Origin of the sequence: Paractinoplanes rishiriensis (assembly GCF_016862375.1) — a bacterium.
GTDB classification, from domain to species: domain Bacteria; phylum Actinomycetota; class Actinomycetes; order Mycobacteriales; family Micromonosporaceae; genus Actinoplanes; species Actinoplanes rishiriensis.
The window spans coordinates 133398-149074 of sequence record NZ_BOMV01000080.1 but is presented as its reverse complement, the minus strand read 5'-3'; the positions used below and the strand labels follow the sequence as shown (position 1 = coordinate 149074).

The 15677-nt window shown below is 71.8% G+C and carries 16 protein-coding genes; 13 read left to right on the top strand and 3 right to left on the bottom strand.

What is annotated here, in order from left to right; all coding sequences use genetic code 11:
* Nucleotides 1-111 precede the first annotated feature (111 nt).
* From pepN to Ari01nite_RS38315, 7 genes are all read left to right on the top strand, one after another.
* A complete protein-coding gene (pepN, locus tag Ari01nite_RS38345) occupies nucleotides 112-2607 on the top strand; it encodes an aminopeptidase N (protein WP_203787814.1) in 2496 nt (831 codons plus the stop codon).
* Nucleotides 2608-2642: 35 nt separating this feature from the next.
* On the top strand, nucleotides 2643-4007 hold the full coding sequence (locus Ari01nite_RS38340; protein ID WP_203787811.1) for a hybrid sensor histidine kinase/response regulator: 1365 nt from the start codon (nucleotides 2643-2645) through the stop codon (nucleotides 4005-4007).
* A 30-nt stretch (nucleotides 4008-4037) separates the two neighbouring features.
* A complete protein-coding gene (gene nadD / locus Ari01nite_RS38335; RefSeq protein ID WP_203787808.1) occupies nucleotides 4038-4637 on the top strand; it encodes a nicotinate-nucleotide adenylyltransferase in 600 nt (199 codons plus the stop codon).
* A 39-nt stretch (nucleotides 4638-4676) separates the two neighbouring features.
* Nucleotides 4677-5075, top strand: a complete 399-nt coding sequence (gene rsfS, locus Ari01nite_RS38330) for a ribosome silencing factor (RefSeq protein ID WP_203787805.1) — start codon at nucleotides 4677-4679, stop codon at nucleotides 5073-5075.
* Nucleotides 5072-5701 carry a histidine phosphatase family protein gene (locus Ari01nite_RS38325; protein ID WP_203787802.1) on the top strand — a complete coding sequence of 210 codons (630 nt, stop codon included), beginning with the start codon at nucleotides 5072-5074 and terminating at the stop codon, nucleotides 5699-5701. The genes rsfS and Ari01nite_RS38325 overlap by 4 nt, the downstream gene beginning before the upstream one ends.
* 44 nt (nucleotides 5702-5745) lie before the next feature.
* Complete coding sequence (locus Ari01nite_RS38320; RefSeq protein ID WP_203787799.1) at nucleotides 5746-6147, top strand: hypothetical protein; 402 nt, start codon at nucleotides 5746-5748, stop codon at nucleotides 6145-6147.
* 200 nt (nucleotides 6148-6347) lie between these two features.
* A complete protein-coding gene (locus Ari01nite_RS38315) occupies nucleotides 6348-7199 on the top strand; it encodes a DegV family protein (protein WP_203787796.1) in 852 nt (283 codons plus the stop codon).
* 82 nt (nucleotides 7200-7281) lie between these two features.
* On the opposite strand, the gene Ari01nite_RS38310 is transcribed toward Ari01nite_RS38315, so the two are convergent.
* Together Ari01nite_RS38310 and Ari01nite_RS38305 are read right to left on the bottom strand one after the other, a co-directional pair.
* Entirely contained in the window at nucleotides 7282-8562 is a 1281-nt protein-coding gene (locus tag Ari01nite_RS38310) for a DUF1444 domain-containing protein (protein WP_203787793.1), read from the bottom strand.
* 33 nt (nucleotides 8563-8595) lie between these two features.
* Nucleotides 8596-9390 carry a putative protein N(5)-glutamine methyltransferase gene (locus tag Ari01nite_RS38305; RefSeq protein ID WP_239163370.1) on the bottom strand — a complete coding sequence of 265 codons (795 nt, stop codon included), beginning with the start codon at nucleotides 9388-9390 and terminating at the stop codon, nucleotides 8596-8598.
* Between the two features lie 587 nt (nucleotides 9391-9977).
* Here Ari01nite_RS38305 and Ari01nite_RS38300 point away from each other — a divergent pair.
* The 6 genes from Ari01nite_RS38300 (at nucleotide 9978) to Ari01nite_RS50390 (ending at nucleotide 15160) form a co-directional block, all read left to right on the top strand.
* A complete protein-coding gene (locus tag Ari01nite_RS38300) occupies nucleotides 9978-10826 on the top strand; it encodes a ComEA family DNA-binding protein (RefSeq protein WP_438872271.1) in 849 nt (282 codons plus the stop codon).
* Nucleotides 10823-13141 carry a ComEC/Rec2 family competence protein gene (locus tag Ari01nite_RS38295; protein ID WP_203787790.1) on the top strand — a complete coding sequence of 773 codons (2319 nt, stop codon included), beginning with the start codon at nucleotides 10823-10825 and terminating at the stop codon, nucleotides 13139-13141. The genes Ari01nite_RS38300 and Ari01nite_RS38295 overlap by 4 nt, the downstream gene beginning before the upstream one ends.
* The gene (locus Ari01nite_RS38290; RefSeq protein ID WP_203787786.1) at nucleotides 13138-13284 is read left to right on the top strand and encodes a hypothetical protein; all 147 of its coding nucleotides are present in this window, start codon (nucleotides 13138-13140) and stop codon (nucleotides 13282-13284) included. The genes Ari01nite_RS38295 and Ari01nite_RS38290 overlap by 4 nt, the downstream gene beginning before the upstream one ends.
* Entirely contained in the window at nucleotides 13285-13578 is a 294-nt protein-coding gene (locus Ari01nite_RS38285; protein ID WP_203787783.1) for a GNAT family N-acetyltransferase, read from the top strand. It abuts the gene before it with no gap.
* A gap of 164 nt (nucleotides 13579-13742) precedes the next feature.
* Nucleotides 13743-14726: a DNA polymerase III subunit delta gene (gene holA / locus Ari01nite_RS38280; protein WP_203787780.1), complete on the top strand. Its 984-nt coding sequence runs from the start codon at nucleotides 13743-13745 to the stop codon at nucleotides 14724-14726.
* Nucleotides 14723-15160 carry a hypothetical protein gene (locus tag Ari01nite_RS50390; protein WP_239163369.1) on the top strand — a complete coding sequence of 146 codons (438 nt, stop codon included), beginning with the start codon at nucleotides 14723-14725 and terminating at the stop codon, nucleotides 15158-15160. The genes holA and Ari01nite_RS50390 overlap by 4 nt, the downstream gene beginning before the upstream one ends.
* Before the next feature lie 134 nt (nucleotides 15161-15294).
* On the opposite strand, the gene rpsT is transcribed toward Ari01nite_RS50390, so the two are convergent.
* Complete coding sequence (rpsT, locus tag Ari01nite_RS38270; RefSeq protein ID WP_203787777.1) at nucleotides 15295-15561, bottom strand: 30S ribosomal protein S20; 267 nt, start codon at nucleotides 15559-15561, stop codon at nucleotides 15295-15297.
* Between the last annotated feature and the right edge of the window lie 116 nt (nucleotides 15562-15677).

Here is a 15677-nt window from a genome sequence, read left to right as displayed (position 1 = left end):
GGGGTGGCCGCCCGTCAGGGCCACCACCAGTTCTGGATCGGCGTGCGCATATCACGATGCTACCGCGAGGCGCCGACCCGCCGAACCGGTCGGACGGGCATGATTGTCTTCATGCCGCGCCTGACCCGCTCCGAGGCCACCGCCCGGGCTACCACCGTCGACGTCCACGAGTACGACATCCATCTCGACGTGACCGCCGAGGGTGACACCTTCGGCGCGCGCACGGTGGTCCGGTTCGATGCCCGGCCGGGCGCCGGCACCTTTCTCGAATTCGAGCCGGTCGAGGTCCACTCGATCAAGCTGAACGGCGAACCGGTGCCGGCCGGTGCGGTCGCCGACGGCCGGCTGACGCTGACCGGGCTGGCCGAGCGGAACGAGCTGGCGGTCACCGCGACCATGCGGTACTCGAACACCGGCGAGGGCCTGCACAAGTACACCGACCCGGGCGACGGCAACGTCTACCTCTACCAGCACCTGTTCATCAACAACGCGGGCCGGGTACTGCCCGCGTTCGACCAGCCCGACCTCAAGGCCTCGTTCCGGCTGCGGATGACCGCGCCGGCCGGCTGGCGGGTGGCCACCAACGGCGAGCTGGTGCGGCAGGACGACGGCGAGTGGGAGTTCGCGCCGACCAAGCCGATCTCCACGTACCTGGCCACGCTGTTCGCCGGTCCGTTCCACGTGTGCACCGATGAGCACGACGGCATCCCGCTGGCCATATACACCCGGGCCGCGCTGGCCGGGCACCTGGACGCGCAGGCCGAAGAGATCTTCACGATCACCAAGCAGTGCTTCGACCGCTATCACCAGATGTTCGACATCCGCTATCCCTTCGGGCACTACCAGCAGGCGTTCGCGCCCGAGCTCAACTTCGGCGCCATGGAGTACCCCGGCCTGGTGATCTTCCGGGACGAGCTGATCTACCGGTCCGCGGTCACCGACAGCCAGCGCGAACACCGGGCCAACGTGATCGCGCACGAGATGGCCCACATGTGGTTCGGCGACCTGGTAACCATGGCCTGGTGGGACGACCTGTGGTTGAACGAGTCGTTCGCGGAATACCTGGGTACCCGGGTGGCGGCCGAGGTCACCCAGTTCAAGGACACCTGGACCACGTTCGCGATGCAGCGCAAGGCGTGGGGCCTGCGGGCCGACCAGCACCCGTCCACCCACCCGGTGGCGCCGGCCGAGGTGGGCGACTCCGACGAGGCACTGCTCAACTTCGACGGCATCTCGTACGCGAAGGGCGCGGCCACCCTCAAGCAGCTGGTGGCCTGGGTGGGCGACGAGCCGTTCCAGGCCGGGCTCAACGAGCACTTCGCGGCGCACGCGTACGGCAATGCCACGCTCGCCGACCTGCTGGGCGCGCTCACCAAGGCGAGCGGCCGGGACCTCGGCGCCTGGGCCGAGATGTGGCTGCGCCGCCCGCAGGTCAACACGCTGCGCGCCGAGGTGAGCCGGGACGGTGACAGGTACGCCGAGGTCGCGGTCGTGCAGACGGCGCCGGACGAGCACCCGACGCTGCGCCCGCACCGGATCGGCATCGGGCTGTTCGACCGGGCCCCGGACGGCACGGTGGTGCGGCGCGAGCGGGTCGAGGCCGAGGTGGATGCGAGCGGCCGGACCGTGGTGCCGGCACTGGCCGGTGCGCGGGCCGCCGACCTGCTCCTGCTCAACGACGGCGATCTCACGTACGCGAAAATCCGGCTGGACGAGGACTCCACCGCGGCGGTGCCGACCGTGCTGCCGCTGATCGGCGACTCGCTGGCCCGGGCGGTGATCTGGGCCTCGACGCTGGACGCCGTGGTGGACGGCGAGCGGTCGGTCGCCGAGCTGGTCACCCTGGTGCTGACCGCGCTGCCGGTGGAGAGCGAGGTGGTGATCGTCGAGGACGTGCTGCGGGCCACCCGGAGCCTGGTCGACCGCTACGCCACCCCGGAGACCCGGCCGGCCGCGCTCGAGCTGGTGGCACAGTCCGCCGACCGGCTGCTGGCGGCCTCCGAACCGGGCGGCTCCCGGCAGCTGGCCGCGGCCCGCGGGCTGATCGGCGCGACCGTCGAGACCGCCCGGCTGGGTGGCTGGCTGGCCGGCGAGGGCGTGCCGGACGGGCTGGCGGTCGACGACGACCTGCGCTGGCTGATCCTGTACCGGATGGTGGTGCTCGGCTCGGCCGGGCGCGCCGAGATCGACGCCGAGTTCGCGCGGGACCGCAGTGCCACCGGCGAGCAGTGGGCCGCGCGCTGCCGGGCCGCGCTGCCCGACGCCGAGGCCAAGGCCGCGGCCTGGCAGGCGATCGTCGGCGACGCGTCGCTGTCCAACCGGCTGGCCGAGATGACCGCGTCCGGGTTCTGGCAGCCGGAGCAGTGCGAGGTGCTGACGCCGTACGTGGCCCGCTACTTCGCGGACATGCCGGGGATGATGCGCATCCGCAGCGGGATGAGCGCCGAACGGGTGGCCGACTACGCCTACCCGGAAGTGATGGTGGACCCGGAGACCCGGCGGCTGGCCGCCGAGCTGTTGGCCCGCGAAGATCTGGATCCGATCCTGCGCCGGGTGGTTACCGATGCGGACGACGATCTGCGTCGGGCGCTGACTGCGCGTTTTTAGGCTTTTATTGAGCTTTCAGTCGATACCGTGACGGGGTGGAGTGGTCCGAGGAACTCGCCGGTAGTCTGCTCAAGGCCGCCCCGGAAGCGATCCTGGTCCTGGCAGAGGGCAGGATCGTGCAGGTCAACGACCGCGCCGAGCGGCTCAGCGGCCGGTCCCGGGACGAACTGCTGGGCAGCGACATCGATGATCTGATGCCCGCGCTGCGACGGGCCATCCGGCGGCCGGACGGCTCGGAGATCCCGGTCGAGTCCTCGGTGTCCGTCGTCGACACCCCGAGCGGGCCGTTCACCATCGCGGTGGTGCGCGACCGCACCGGTCTGTCCGAACGGGCCCGGCTGGAAAGCCTCGGACAATTGGCCGGCGGCATCGCGCACGACTTCAACAACATGCTCGGCGTGATCGTGAACTACGCGAACTTCGTGATCGAGGAGGCCGAGTCCGAGGCGCCCGACCCGCAGATGATCGCGACGGACGCCAAGCAGGTGATCCGGGCCGGTGAGCGGGGCACCGAGTTGACCCACAAGCTGCTCGCGTTCGCCCAGCGTGAGGCGGTGCGGCCGGAGGCCCTCGACCTCAACCAGGTGGTCGCCGGGCTGCCGCCGGCCGGTGCGGACATCCGGCTGATCGTCCGGCCGGACCCGGACCTGCCCGCCGTCAACTGCGACCGCGGGCAGATCGAGAAGCTGCTGACGAACCTGGTGAGCAACGCGCGGGACGCCATGCCGTCCGGCGGCAACCTGGTCATCGACACGGGGCGGCACGGCGCCGACCGGGTCCGGCTGCGGGTGAGCGACTCGGGCAAGGGCATGGCGCCGGAGGTGGTGGAGCGGGTCTTCGAGCCGTTCTTCACCACGAAGGCCGGCGGCGGGAGCGGGCTGGGCCTGGCCACGGTGTACGGCATCGTGGCGCAGGCCGGCGGCGAGGTGAGCATCGCGTCGTCGCCCGGCCTGGGCACGACGGTGACCGTGCTGCTGCCGGTCGGCGGTGACCTGCCGGCGCCCGACCCGACGACGGCCGCGGCGGCCGGGCAGGGCGAGACGCTGCTGGTGGTGGACGACGAGGCGGAGCTGCGCGAGGTGGCCGGGCGAATCCTGTCCGGCGCCGGGTACCACGTGCTCGCGGCGGAGTGCGGTCCCGAGGCGCTGGCACTGGCGGCCGGCCACGAGGGCGCGATCGACCTGCTGGTCAGCGACGTGGTGATGCCGGGGATGCCGGGCAAGGAACTGGCCGATCGGATCACCGGGGCGTGGCCGGATACTCGGGTGCTCTACATGTCGGAGTACGCGCAGCCGGTGCTGCACTCGCAGGGGACGCTGGATCCTGGGGTGGCGTTGTTGGAGAAGCCCTTCACGGCCGGCGACCTCCTGGCCGCCGTGCGCAAGCGTCTCGACGATTGATCCCCCGGCCGGCCGCGGTATCGTCCTCAGATGCGCCGGATCGGGATCATGGGCGGTACCTTTGACCCGATCCACCACGGCCACCTGGTAGCGGCCAGCGAGGTGCAGGCCCGGTTCAACCTCGATGAGGTGGTCTTCGTGCCCACCGGTCAGCCGTACGAGAAGGGCCGGGTCTCGCCGGCCGAGGACCGCTACCTCATGACGGTCATCGCCACGGCCTCGAATCCGCGCTTCCACGTGAGCCGGGCGGACATCGACCGGGACGGCCCGACCTACACGATCGACACGCTGCGCGACATGCGGGCGATCTTCGGCGCCGACACCGCGCTCTTCTTCATCACCGGCGCGGACGCGCTCGCCCGCATCCTGAGCTGGAAAGACGCGCTCGAGATGCTGACCATCGCGCACTTTGTGGGCGTCACCCGCCCCGGTTTCGAACTGTCCGACGATCATCTCCCGGACGACTCGGTCACCCTGGTCGAGGTGCCGGCCATGGCCATCTCGTCGTCCGCCTGCCGGGCCCGGGTGGCCGACGGCGAACCCGTCTGGTACCTGGTCCCGGACGGGGTTGTGCAATACATCAACAAGCGCGGCCTCTATCGGGGCTCGGGAAATGTCACAGCAGTGTGAGACGCTTGGGAGACCACGAAGCCGAACGAGGGGACCCTCTTGCCCGTTACGGAACGCGCTCTTGAACTGGCGATGACGGCCGCCCAGGCCGCCGCCGACAAGAAGGCGCAGGACATCGTCGTCATCGACGTCGCCGAGCAGCTCTACATCACCGACGCTTTCGTGATCGCCTCCGCCTCCAACGAGCGTCAGGTCGTCGCGATCGTCGACGCCATCGAGGAAGCCCTGGTCAACCTGCCGGAAAAGGCCAAACCCGTGCGCCGCGAGGGCGAGCGTCAGGGTCGGTGGGTGCTGCTCGACTACGTCGACATCGTGGTGCACATCCAGCATGCCGAGGAGCGCGAGTTCTACGCCCTCGACAAGCTGTGGAAAGACTGTCCCACGGTCCCGTTCGTCGACCGCGACATGGTCGACGCCGACGCTTCGGGCGTGGCGTGAGCCGACTGATCGTGTGGCGGCACGGCAACACGGACTGGAACGCGACCCATCGCGTCCAGGGCCAAACCGACGTGGCGCTCAACGCGATCGGCCGCCAGCAGGCCATCGACGCCGCCGAGTTGCTGGTCACGATGCGTCCCGACGCCATCGTCTCCAGCGACCTGCACCGGGCCGCCGACACCGCGGCCGCGCTGGCCGCGCACACCGGTCTGGCCGTGGGATACGACAAGCGGCTGCGCGAACGGTACTTCGGCAACTGGCAGGGCCTGACGATGGCCGAGGTGGCTGAGCTGTACCCCGACCAGCACTACCGGTGGACCCACGGCCAGGAGGTCGGCGGTGAGGTGGAAACCCTCGCCGAACTCGGGGCCCGGGTGTCCGAGGGGCTGTTGGCGGCGGCCGCCCTGGCACCACCCGGCGGCACCGTGGTGGCGGTGACCCACGGCGCCGCGGCCCGGCAGGGGATCGGTCATCTGCTGGAGTGGCCGTTGGAGCAGTTGCGCACGTTGCGGGCGCTGCAAAACTGTCACTGGGTGGAGCTGACCCATGACCGTGAGCGGGGTTGGCAGGTCGCGGCATACAACGTCGGACCGTTCAGCGATCGCCCGGTGCCGCCGCCGGTCTGAGGCGTTATGTGGAACCGAGCCCGATCCGGTAGCGTCCAAGGATCATGGTCACTCGTCGTTTCGCCGCATTGATGCTTCTGCTAGCCCTCACCGGCTGCGCCAACAACGCCAGTGACTCGGGGGCCGGCGCGCCGGCCCCAACGGCATCCGACCTGCCCTCGGCCTCCGCGCCGGCCCTGGAGCCGTCGACCGAGCCGAGCGGCGGCCCCACGGCGGGCGGTGCCGAGACGATCACCGGCACGGTCACCGCGGGCGTGGAACCCAACTGCCTGCTTCTCGTGCAGGATGCCAAGGGCTCGCACCTGCTGGTCTTCGACGACCCCGCACTCAAGGCGAGCGCGCCGGTCGGGGCGAGGGTGACGGTCACCGGGCGGTCCGAGCCCGGGATGATGTCGACCTGCCAGCAGGGCACTCCGTTCATCGTGACGTCGGTGAAGGCGGCCTGACCTTCGTCGGCTTTCCACGTCGGCTTTCCACGTCGGCTTTCCACGTCGGCTTCTCCTCGCTGGCTTCTCCTCGCTGGCTTCTCCTCGCTGGCTTTTTCTCGCTGGCTTTTTCTCGGTGGCGCCGGGCTGATCGGCGCCACGTTCGCGGTGTGATCGGCTCCAATGCGGCCGAGCGGCCTCGGATCGGTTAACGTGCCCGCATGCCCGTCGCGGTTGTCACCGACTCCACCGCGTACCTGCCCGCCGAACTGAGCGGCACGTATGACCTGACCGTCGTGCCCCTCACGGTCGTGATCAACGGCAGCGAGGGTTTGGAGGGCGAACAGATCCAGCCCGCCGAGGTGGCCCGCGCCCTGCGCAGCGCCCGCCGTCCCGCCGTCTCCACGTCCCGCCCGGCGCCGTCGCAGTTCGTCGAGGCATTCCGCAGACTGCTGGACGGCGGCGCCGATGGCATTGTCTCGGTCCACCTGTCGGCAAAACTGTCCGGCACGTTCGAGGCAGCGGTGCTGGCCGCGGCCGAGGTGGGCGACCAGGTCCGCGTGGTGGACAGCGAAACCACCGGCATGGGCTTGGGCTTCGCCGCGCTGGCTGCGGCCACCGCGGCGCGCAACGGCAAAGACCTGGAGGCGGTACGCCTGGAGGCCGTCACCCACGCAGCCCGGGTGAGCACCCTCTTCTACGTCGACACCCTGGAGTTCCTGCGCCGGGGAGGCCGAATAGGCGCCGCCTCGGCCCTGCTGGGCACCGCCCTGTCGGTAAAGCCCATCCTGCACGTGGTAGACGGCGCCATCGTGGTCCGCGACAAGGTCAGGACGGCCGGCCGAGCCCTGGCCAGACTCGTGGACCTGTCCGTGGAGGCAGCCGGCGAAGGCGACGTCGACATAGCCGTGCACCACCTCGAAGCGGCCGACCGAGCCTCCGCCCTGGCCGACGCGGTAGCCATGCGCTTGGGCGACCGTCTCCGCGACAGCTACATCACCGAGATCGGCGCCGTCGTGGCCGCCCACGTAGGCCCCGGCGTGGCCGGGATAGTGGTCCACCGCCGAACCTGACACCATCCGCACGCCCGGCGTCCGGCGTCCGGCGTCCGGCGCCCGGCGCCCGGTGCCCGGTGCCCGGCGCCCGGCGCCCGGGTCAGCGCTGCGGCCAGCGGTTTGCCGCCCAGCGGGGCGGGCTCAGGTCCGGCGCCGCGGTGAGGTGGCGCCGTAGCGAAGCCCATGAGCGGACCTCGGAGCCGATCTGCACCTCGTCGGCGGTGGGCAGCAGGATCGGCTCGTCGCGTGGCCAGGCCGCGCGCGTGCGCCAGCCCAGATCGTCCGACCCGACGAGCAGCAGGTCCGCCATTGCCGGCCCGGTCGTGGGCATCACGGCGGCGTCGCCGCTCGCTGACGCTTCGGCGGACGCTTCGGCTGGTGCTTCGGCTGGTGCTGCGGCCGGTGCTGCGGCTGCTGCCTCGGGCACGCCGTCTGGTGTCGCGTGCCCGTGAACTGCGGCCTCGGCGGACGGCTGATCGGGCGTGGACATCTCATCGGGCGGCGGGTCTGTGCGGGTGGGTGGAGGCGCGTCACTGGGGTGGTGGGACTGCTGGCGGGTGTATTCGTGGACGGCCAGGAGGCACTGGGCGCGTTGGGCTGCTCGGTGCTGCGGGTGGCCCGGTGGGGCTGGGTAGGGCACGGGGCAGCCCTGGGCGTCGCTGGTGTAGGCCATCGGGGTGATCGGGCGGGATGAGTTCGTATAGATCTCCTCTACCAGGGTGAAAAGGGCGGTCAGATGGTCGCTGCCGTCGGCGGTTACCAGCAGCGTGCCGCGTTCCGGGGCGAACGCCACCGGTGTGCCGCCCACCTGGTCGGTCAGGCGTTCCAGCCAGTGCGGCAGCAGCAGGTGCGACGTCCAGTACGCGTCGCCGTTGTCGACGAAGCGCACCACGACCGGCTGGGCCGCGACGCCGTGCAGGACCGCGCCGGACAGGTTGGCCCGGGCCGCTTCGAAAACCTCCTCGTTGGTCACCTCCCACCGGGCCAGTTGCTCGGGGCCCACATATGTCATGGTGTCCGGCTGGTCGATCACCACGTACTCGAACAGGAACGGCAGGACCGGTCGGCTCAACGGTGCACCCGGTGTGCCTCCCCGCAGCACCGGACGCAGCAGCGGCCGGGCTTCGGCCCAGGTCTGCGGCAGCCGTGGTGCTGCGGCCAGGCCGGCGACGAACCGTTTGACCCGCTCTCGGCGGCGCCCGCCCCGTGCCGCCAGCAGCGGGGCGAGTTCCAGGATCGTCGGTGTGTCGTCGCCGTGCGCGGTGAAGCGAACACGGAAACCGCGTGCGTCGTAACGTGCGTCAGCGAACCCGGCTCGGCGTAGCCGCCGGATGACCATGCCGGCCAACCGGGCCCGGCGAACCCTGTGCAGCAGGCCCACCCTGACGTCCTCATCTCCCTGAGGGCGCCGACCTTATCGCACGGGGCCGACAGTTTTCCGCCCGCGGACCACCCGAGCTTCAAGATCCTCGTCGAAGTGCAGGTCAGCGCCGAGATCGGCGGCGCGCATCGCGGCGATCGCCGGGTTGGCCTGCGACTCGGTGATCTCGGAGAGCACGATGCCGCCGGGAGACAGCCAGTCACGGGCGCAGCCCACCACCGAGCGGAAGACGTCAAGCCCGTCCGCACCGCCGTCCAGCGCCGTGTGCGGTTCGTGGTCGCGCGCCTCGGCCGGTAGCAGCGCGATGTGCCTGGTCGCGACGTACGGCACGTTGGCCAGCAGGATCGCGATGCGGCCGCGCAGGCGATCCGGCAGCGCGTCGAACAGATCGCCCTGATAGACGTTTCCGTCCATATTGTCCCGAGCGCAGGCGACCGCCACCGGGTCGATGTCCGCCGCGTGCAGCTCGACGTCCGGCCGCTGACGGCGTACGGCCAAACCCAGCGCACCCGACCCGCAGCAGAGATCCACCACCACGGCCCCCGGTCCGGCCGCCTCGGCAGCCAGGCGGACCAGGAGCTCACTGCGTACGCGGGGAACAAAAACGCCCGGACGAAGCCGGACCCGGACCCCGCCGAAGTCGGCGTAGCCGACGACCTGCTCCAGCGGTTCACCCAGCGCACGCCGCCCGACCAGCTGATCTAACGTCGCCTCGTCGGGTGCGGCAGCGCTCAGCACCGCCGCCTCCTCCTCGGCGAAAACGCAGCCCGCGGCCCGTAGCCGGTCGATCGCGGCGGTCAGCGCCGGAGCGGAAATTCTTGTTGTCACCCGCTGTCGATAGCACACCGCGATGGACCGTGGGAGTTATCCACAGTTCGCGCTATCCACAATGCGTTAAGCGATCACCAGGCGAACTGCCTAACGTGCCGGGCGTGCTTGAGGACGACGAGGTGGCGGCAAGGCTGCGGTCGGTCCTGGCCGCGACGCCGCTCTACGTCCGCGATCAGGCGGCCACCGCAGCTCCGCGCCCTGCGCAGCCGTCCCGGTACACCGACGGGCTGGCCGGCCTGTCCGCCGGCGGCGACCCGCTGAACTGGTCGGACATCATCCCGGCCTGGCCGGACGACGTCGACCTCGACCCGCTGCCAGACCCGTCGCCGGACGACGACGGCATCCACATCCCGCCCGACGCCGCGGCGGCCGGGGCGCACGTCGTGGCCAGCGGCGTCGTGGCCCTGCCGCCGCTGCCGCCCGAGGACACCGGCGGCTATCGCCCCGGCACGCCATGGGCCTCGCCACCCCGCGCCCCTGACCAGGTATCCCGCGCCCTTGACCAGGTATCCCGCGCCCCTGACCAGGTATCCCGCGCACCCGACCAGGAGTTTCGCGCACCCGACCAGGAATCCGGAGAACCGATGGCCGAACCCGAGCCGTTCCGCGCCCCCGCAACGACCCCCCGCACGTTGCCGCCGCCCGCCTGGGTGCTGCCGGAGGAGGAGGCGAACCGAAGCCTGAGCTGGCAGTTCGCCACCGCTCCCGAGCCTGAGGCCCCGGAATTCAGTACCGCCGGGGCGTTCGGCGGCCCGTCACCGCAGCCGGAGCGGCGGTTCGGTCTGGGTGCCTTCGATCCGGGCCGGCGCGGGGTCAAGGCGCTCGCCGCCGTCGCGATCGTGGTGATCGTGATCGCCGCGGTGCTGGCCTGGCGGGCCCGGCCGCGGGTCGACACGGTGGCGCCGCCCGCGTTCACGACAACCGAGTCGACCGGTGGGCCGACCGGTGAGCCGGCCCGCCGGACCGGGGCGGCGGCCGGCCAAAGCTCCGCGCCGTCCGAACTGGTGGTTGCGGTGGGTGGCAAGGTGCGCAAGCCCGGTCTGGTACGCCTGCCGCAGGGCGCCCGGGTGGCCGACGCGCTGACCGCGGCCGGCGGCGCGAACCCCGGCGTCGACGTGGCGATTCTCAACCTGGCCCGCAAGGTCGTCGACGGCGAGCTGATCATGGTTGGCGTCACCCCGCCGCCGGGCGTGGTCGCCACCGGTCCCGCCGCAGCTCCGGGTGCGGGTGGTCCGCCGGGCGGGCCGGTCAACCTCAACACCGCCACACTCGCCGACCTGGACACACTGCCCGGGGTCGGCCCGGTACTGGCGCAGCGCATCCTCGACGCCCGCGACGCGCAGGGCGGATTCGCCGCGGTCAGCGACCTGCGCAAGGTCAGCGGCATCGGCGACGCCCGCTACGAGCAGCTGAAAGATCTGGTGACGGTGTGAAGGCGCCGGATCTGCGGCTGGCCGGCTTCGCGCTGGCGACCTGGCTCGCGTCCCTGGCCGCGCTCTATCTGCCGGCGCGGGCCGGCCTGCTGCTCGGCGCGGCGGCGTTGGCACTGGGTGCGGTGGTTGCCGTGGTTCGCCTGCGGGCGCCCGCCGCGATCCGCTGGATCGCATTGTCGGTCCTGCTGGGCGCGGGGTGCGGGGCGATCGCGACGGGGGCGCGGGTCGCGGTGCGTGAGGCGGGTCCGCTGGTTGCCCTCGTGCGCTCCCATGATCCGGTACGCGTGGAGGCCGTGGTCCGGGACGACCCGAGAGCCCTGCGCGAGACGCCGGGCCGGCCACCGACCTACCTGGTACCCGTGGAGATCCGCGCGGTTCAGGGCCCGGACGGGCCGGCGCTGCGGCTCTCCGCCCGGGGTCTCGTGCTCGGCAGCGACCCCGGCTGGCGCGGGCTGCTGCCCGGTCAGCGGGTGGCGGCACGGGGCCGGTTGTTGCCGCCGCGGGGCGGTGACCTGCGGGCCGCCGTGGTCTCGGTCCGCGATCCGCCGACGGTGCTGGACCGTCCACCCTGGATCCAGCGGGCCGCCGGGGTGCTGCGGGCCGGGCTGCAGCGGGCTTGCGAGCCGCTGCCGGACGACGCCGGTGGGCTGCTACCGGGCCTCGTGGTGGGGGACACGAGCCGGCTGGATCCGGGACTGGAGGCAGACTTCCGGACGACCGGTCTGACGCATTTGGTGGCCGTGAGCGGAGCTAACGTCGCGATCATCTTGGGCGTGGTGCTGTTCCTGGTGCGGCGGGCCCGGGCCGGTCCGGTGGTGCAGGCGCTGGTCTGCCTGGTGGCGCTGGCCGGGTTCGTGATCCTGGCGCGGCCGTCCCCGAGTGTCGTGCGTGCCGCCGCGATGGGTGCGATCGCCCTGCTCGGTCTGGCATCCGGGCGGCCCCGGGCGGCGTTGCCCGCGCTCGCCGCCGGGGTGGCCGTGCTGGTGATCGTCGACCCGGAACTGGCCGGTGACGTGGGCTTCGCGCTGTCCGTGCTGGCCACCTTGGGGCTGCTGCTGCTCGCGCCGGTCTGGCGGGACGGATTGCGCCGGCGGGGCTGGCCGCCGGGTGCGGCCGAGGCGCTGGCCGTCCCGGCCGCGGCCCAGACCGCCTGCGGGCCCGTGGTGGCCGGGTTGTCCGGCGCGATCAGCCTGGTCGCGATCCCGGCCAACCTGGTCGTGGTGCCGGCCATCGCGCCGGCCACCCTGCTCGGCGTTGGTGCGGCCGTGCTGTCGCCGCTGTGGCCGGCGGGGGCCGAGTTCGTGGCCTGGCTGGGGCACTGGCCGGCCCGCTGGCTCGTGCTGGTGGCCACGGCCGGTTCCCGGGTGCCGGCCGGTGCGCTGCCCTGGCCGGGCGGCGTGACGGGGGCGTTGCTGCTCGCCGTGATCACGGTCGCGCTGCTGGTGGCGGCGCGGCGGCCGATCGTGCGGCGGCTCGTCGCGGTGGTCGCGCTGGCTGGGATGCTGGGGTCGCTGCCGGTACGGTTACTGGCCGCGGGTTGGCCGCCGACCGGCTGGGTGGTGGTCGCGTGCGCGGTCGGGCAGGGTGATGCGATCGTGCTGCCGGCCGGACCGGGGCGGGCCGTGGTGGTCGACGCCGGGCCGGAGGCGGACGTGGTCGACCACTGCCTGCGCCGGCTGGGTGTGCGGCAGGTCGCCCTGCTGCTGTTCAGCCACTTCCACGTCGACCACGTGGGTGGCGTGGCCGGGGTCTTCCGCGGGCGCGCGGTGGCCGCCGTGGCCGGTCCGGACTGGCCGGAACCGCCGGGTGGGCGGGCTGCGGTCCGGGCCGCGGCCGGTTCGGCACCGCTGCATGCGATCGGCGCCGGCTGGGCGTACCAGGTCAGTGATGTGGAATTGACGGTTTTGGGGCCGGTCGAGCCGATGCGGGGCACGAACTCCGACCCCAACAACAACTCGCTGGTGCTGCGCGCCCGGGTGGACGGGGTGACGGTGCTGCTGCCCGGCGACGCCGAGACCGAGGAGCAGGACGATCTGCTGCACCGGCTGGGTGCCGAGGCGCTGCGGGCCGACGTGCTCAAGGTTGCTCACCACGGATCGGCCTATCAGTCCGTGGGCTTTGTCGACGCGACCGATCCGGCGGTCGCGCTGGTCTCGGTCGGGGCGGACAACGACTACGGGCACCCCAACGGGCCGCTGCTCGAACGGATCGAGCGAGGTGGCGCGCGGGTTATGCGCACCGACTTGTCCGGAGATGTGGCCGCGGTCGCGACCGGGACCGGACTCGCCGTGGTGGTTCGCGGAGAGCCACCGTGACAATTGCGGGGTGGAGCCGGCGACGATCACGGCGGGGGGAGATCACCCTGCGGCCGTTCACCGAGGGCGACATCCCTTGGGTGTACGCGGTGTCACATGACCCCGAGGTGCAGCGGTTCGTCCAGATCCCGCAGGCGTACTAGATGGCACACGCCGAGCACTTCATGCGGGAGATGGCGATCGCGGGTTGGACCGCGGGGCGGCGTGGCGAGTACGTCGTGGTGGATACCGGGGACGGTGTTCGGCTGGACCGGGTCGAGTTCGGGCTGAAGGGCAACCGGACGGCCGAGATCGGGTACTGGATGGATCCGGTGGCGCGCGGCAGCGGCTCGTGCACCGGGGCGTGCGGGTGGACGCGTGGTCGGCGCGCTGCTCAGGCCGGAGCTGCCGACACGCCCGGGTTAGTCCGAATAGTTGCCGATGACAGCCGTCGATGACCGTTCGGCGGCGCGGTGCGGGCCGGGCAGACATTCAGCCTGATCGAGCGACTCTACGGCTAGAGGGACATGGCAGGCCGCCGATATGTCTGCTTTCGCATTCGGTGATCGGCGTTCTGCGCGAAGGAGTGAGGCTCGCGGAAACGTCAGCCCCTCGTGCGACGATGTTGGGCGTGACGACGGCATCCCCCGAACCGCTGCTCCTCGTCCTGGGCGACGAGGAGTTGCTCGCCGCCCGTGCGATCGCCGCGGCGGTCGACGCGGCGCGGACAGCTGACCCGGGCGCCGACGTCCGGGAGTATGAGGGAGGCGCGCTCGCGGCCGGCGAGGTGGCCGAGATGCTCAGCCCGTCGCTGTTCGGCGGTCGCCGGGTGCTGGTGATCCGCAGTGGACAGGACGCGCGCAAAGACCTGATCACGGCCCTGCTGGCGTACGCGAAAAATCCGGATCCCGAGGTCACCCTGATCGTGGCGCACCTCGGTGGCGCCAAGGGCAAGGCGCTCGCCGACGGCATGCGCTCGGCCGGCGCCACGGTGGTCCCGGCCGCGAAGCTCAAGGGCGACCGGGAGCGCATCGCTTTCGTCCGCGACGAGTTCCGGCGGCACGGCGGGCGCTGCGACGAGACGGCCGCGTCGGCGCTGCTCGCGGCCGTGGGCAACGACCTTCGGGAGATCGCGGCGGCCTGCTCGCAGCTGCTGGCCGACACCGACGGCAAGATCAGTGAGGCCGTGGTCGCGCGGTATTACAAAGGCCGCGCCGAGGTCAGCGGCTTCAACGTGGCCGACGCGGCGGTCGTGGGTGACGTGCCGGGCGCGCTCGAGGCGCTGCGCTGGGCGCTGCACGTCGGCGTCGACCCGGTGCCGATCGCCGATGCCCTCGCCGACGGGGTCCGCACCATCGCGCGGGTCGCCTCGGCCGGACGCGGCAACCCGTATCAGATGGCCAGCTCGCTTGGCATGCCGGCGTGGAAGATCCAGCGGGCACAGGAACGCAGCCGGGGCTGGACGCCGGAGGGCCTGGTCGACGCCATGCGCGCGGCCGCCGACTGCAATGCGGCCGTCAAGGGTGGCGCCGAAGACCGCGGCTACGCCCTGGAGCAGGCCGTCTTCGCGGTGGCCGCGGCCCGCCGGTCGGGTGGCGCCCGATGAGCCGGTCCCGCCTGCCGCACGACGTACAGCCTCCGCTCTATGCCCGCATGCTGCGGCTGCGGACCCTCACGCCCAGCGGCTTCCTCTGCTTCATCTTCCTCGAGGGCACCATCGCGCTCGGCGTCCTGCTCGCCCTGGCCGAGTTGGTGAGCTGGTGGGGCGTGCTGGTGCTGCCCGCGACGGTGGCCGGCATGGTCAAGCTCAACGACGTGGTGGCCGGCGCGCTCACGCAGCCCGCACCGCCGCCGCCCCGGCCCCGCATGGCGCCGATCGCCGAGCCGGCGCCGCCGGTCGAGATCGTCGGCGAGACCACGACCCGCCTTCCGGGTGTGCTCAACCGCGGTGCCGGCGCCCAGGTGCAGCGGCCGTGGGCCGAGCGCCTGGAGGCGGAGCAGCAGCGGGTTCGCCAGTCGGCCAGCCGTCGCTACGAGTAGGAATCAACTCGCAATAGAATTCGGGCACCGCCGTGATCCGGCGATGCCCGAATTTGTGTTCTGCGACCTAGCCCGCGGGTAAGCGGGCCTGCGGCGCGGCCGCGTCCATGCAGCCGCGCCGGAAGCCTGACGGATCAGGCAGACAGCGCGGCGACCCGCTTGGCGATGGCCGACTTGCGGTTGGCCGCCTGGTTCTTGTGGATGACGCCCTTGCTGACAGCCTTGTCCAGCTGACGCGAGGCGTCACGCAGCAGCGCGGTCGCCGTCTCGCTGTTGCCCGCCTCGCTCGCCTCGTTGAGCTTGCGAATCACGGTCTTCAGCGACGACTTGACCGACTTGTTGCGCAGCCGGGCCTTCTCGTTCTGCCGGTTGCGCTTGATCTGGGACTTGATGTTCGCCACGCGACAGCCTTGTCCTGACTAGGTTCGGAAACTGGTCTCAAGCGCGGTGGCCACCACGGTCGGTTACCGGAGCAACCGGCTGCCGGAGCAGCAAACAGCGGCGCGTCACCACACGC

What these genes read in the sequence shown, in the direction of transcription:
- pepN (WP_203787814.1), top strand. Translation starts at nt 112, where the DNA reads ATGCCGCGCCTGACCCGCTCCGAGGCCACCGCCCGGGCTACCACCGTC.
- nadD (WP_203787808.1), top strand. Translation starts at nt 4,038, where the DNA reads ATGCGCCGGATCGGGATCATGGGCGGTACCTTTGACCCGATCCACCAC.
- Ari01nite_RS38320 (WP_203787799.1), top strand. Translation starts at nt 5,746, where the DNA reads ATGGTCACTCGTCGTTTCGCCGCATTGATGCTTCTGCTAGCCCTCACC.
- Ari01nite_RS38315 (WP_203787796.1), top strand. Translation starts at nt 6,348, where the DNA reads ATGCCCGTCGCGGTTGTCACCGACTCCACCGCGTACCTGCCCGCCGAA.
- Ari01nite_RS38300 (WP_438872271.1), top strand. Translation starts at nt 9,978, where the DNA reads ATGGCCGAACCCGAGCCGTTCCGCGCCCCCGCAACGACCCCCCGCACG.
- Ari01nite_RS38285 (WP_203787783.1), top strand. Translation starts at nt 13,285, where the DNA reads ATGGCACACGCCGAGCACTTCATGCGGGAGATGGCGATCGCGGGTTGG.
- holA (WP_203787780.1), top strand. Translation starts at nt 13,743, where the DNA reads ATGTTGGGCGTGACGACGGCATCCCCCGAACCGCTGCTCCTCGTCCTG.
- Ari01nite_RS50390 (WP_239163369.1), top strand. Translation starts at nt 14,723, where the DNA reads ATGAGCCGGTCCCGCCTGCCGCACGACGTACAGCCTCCGCTCTATGCC.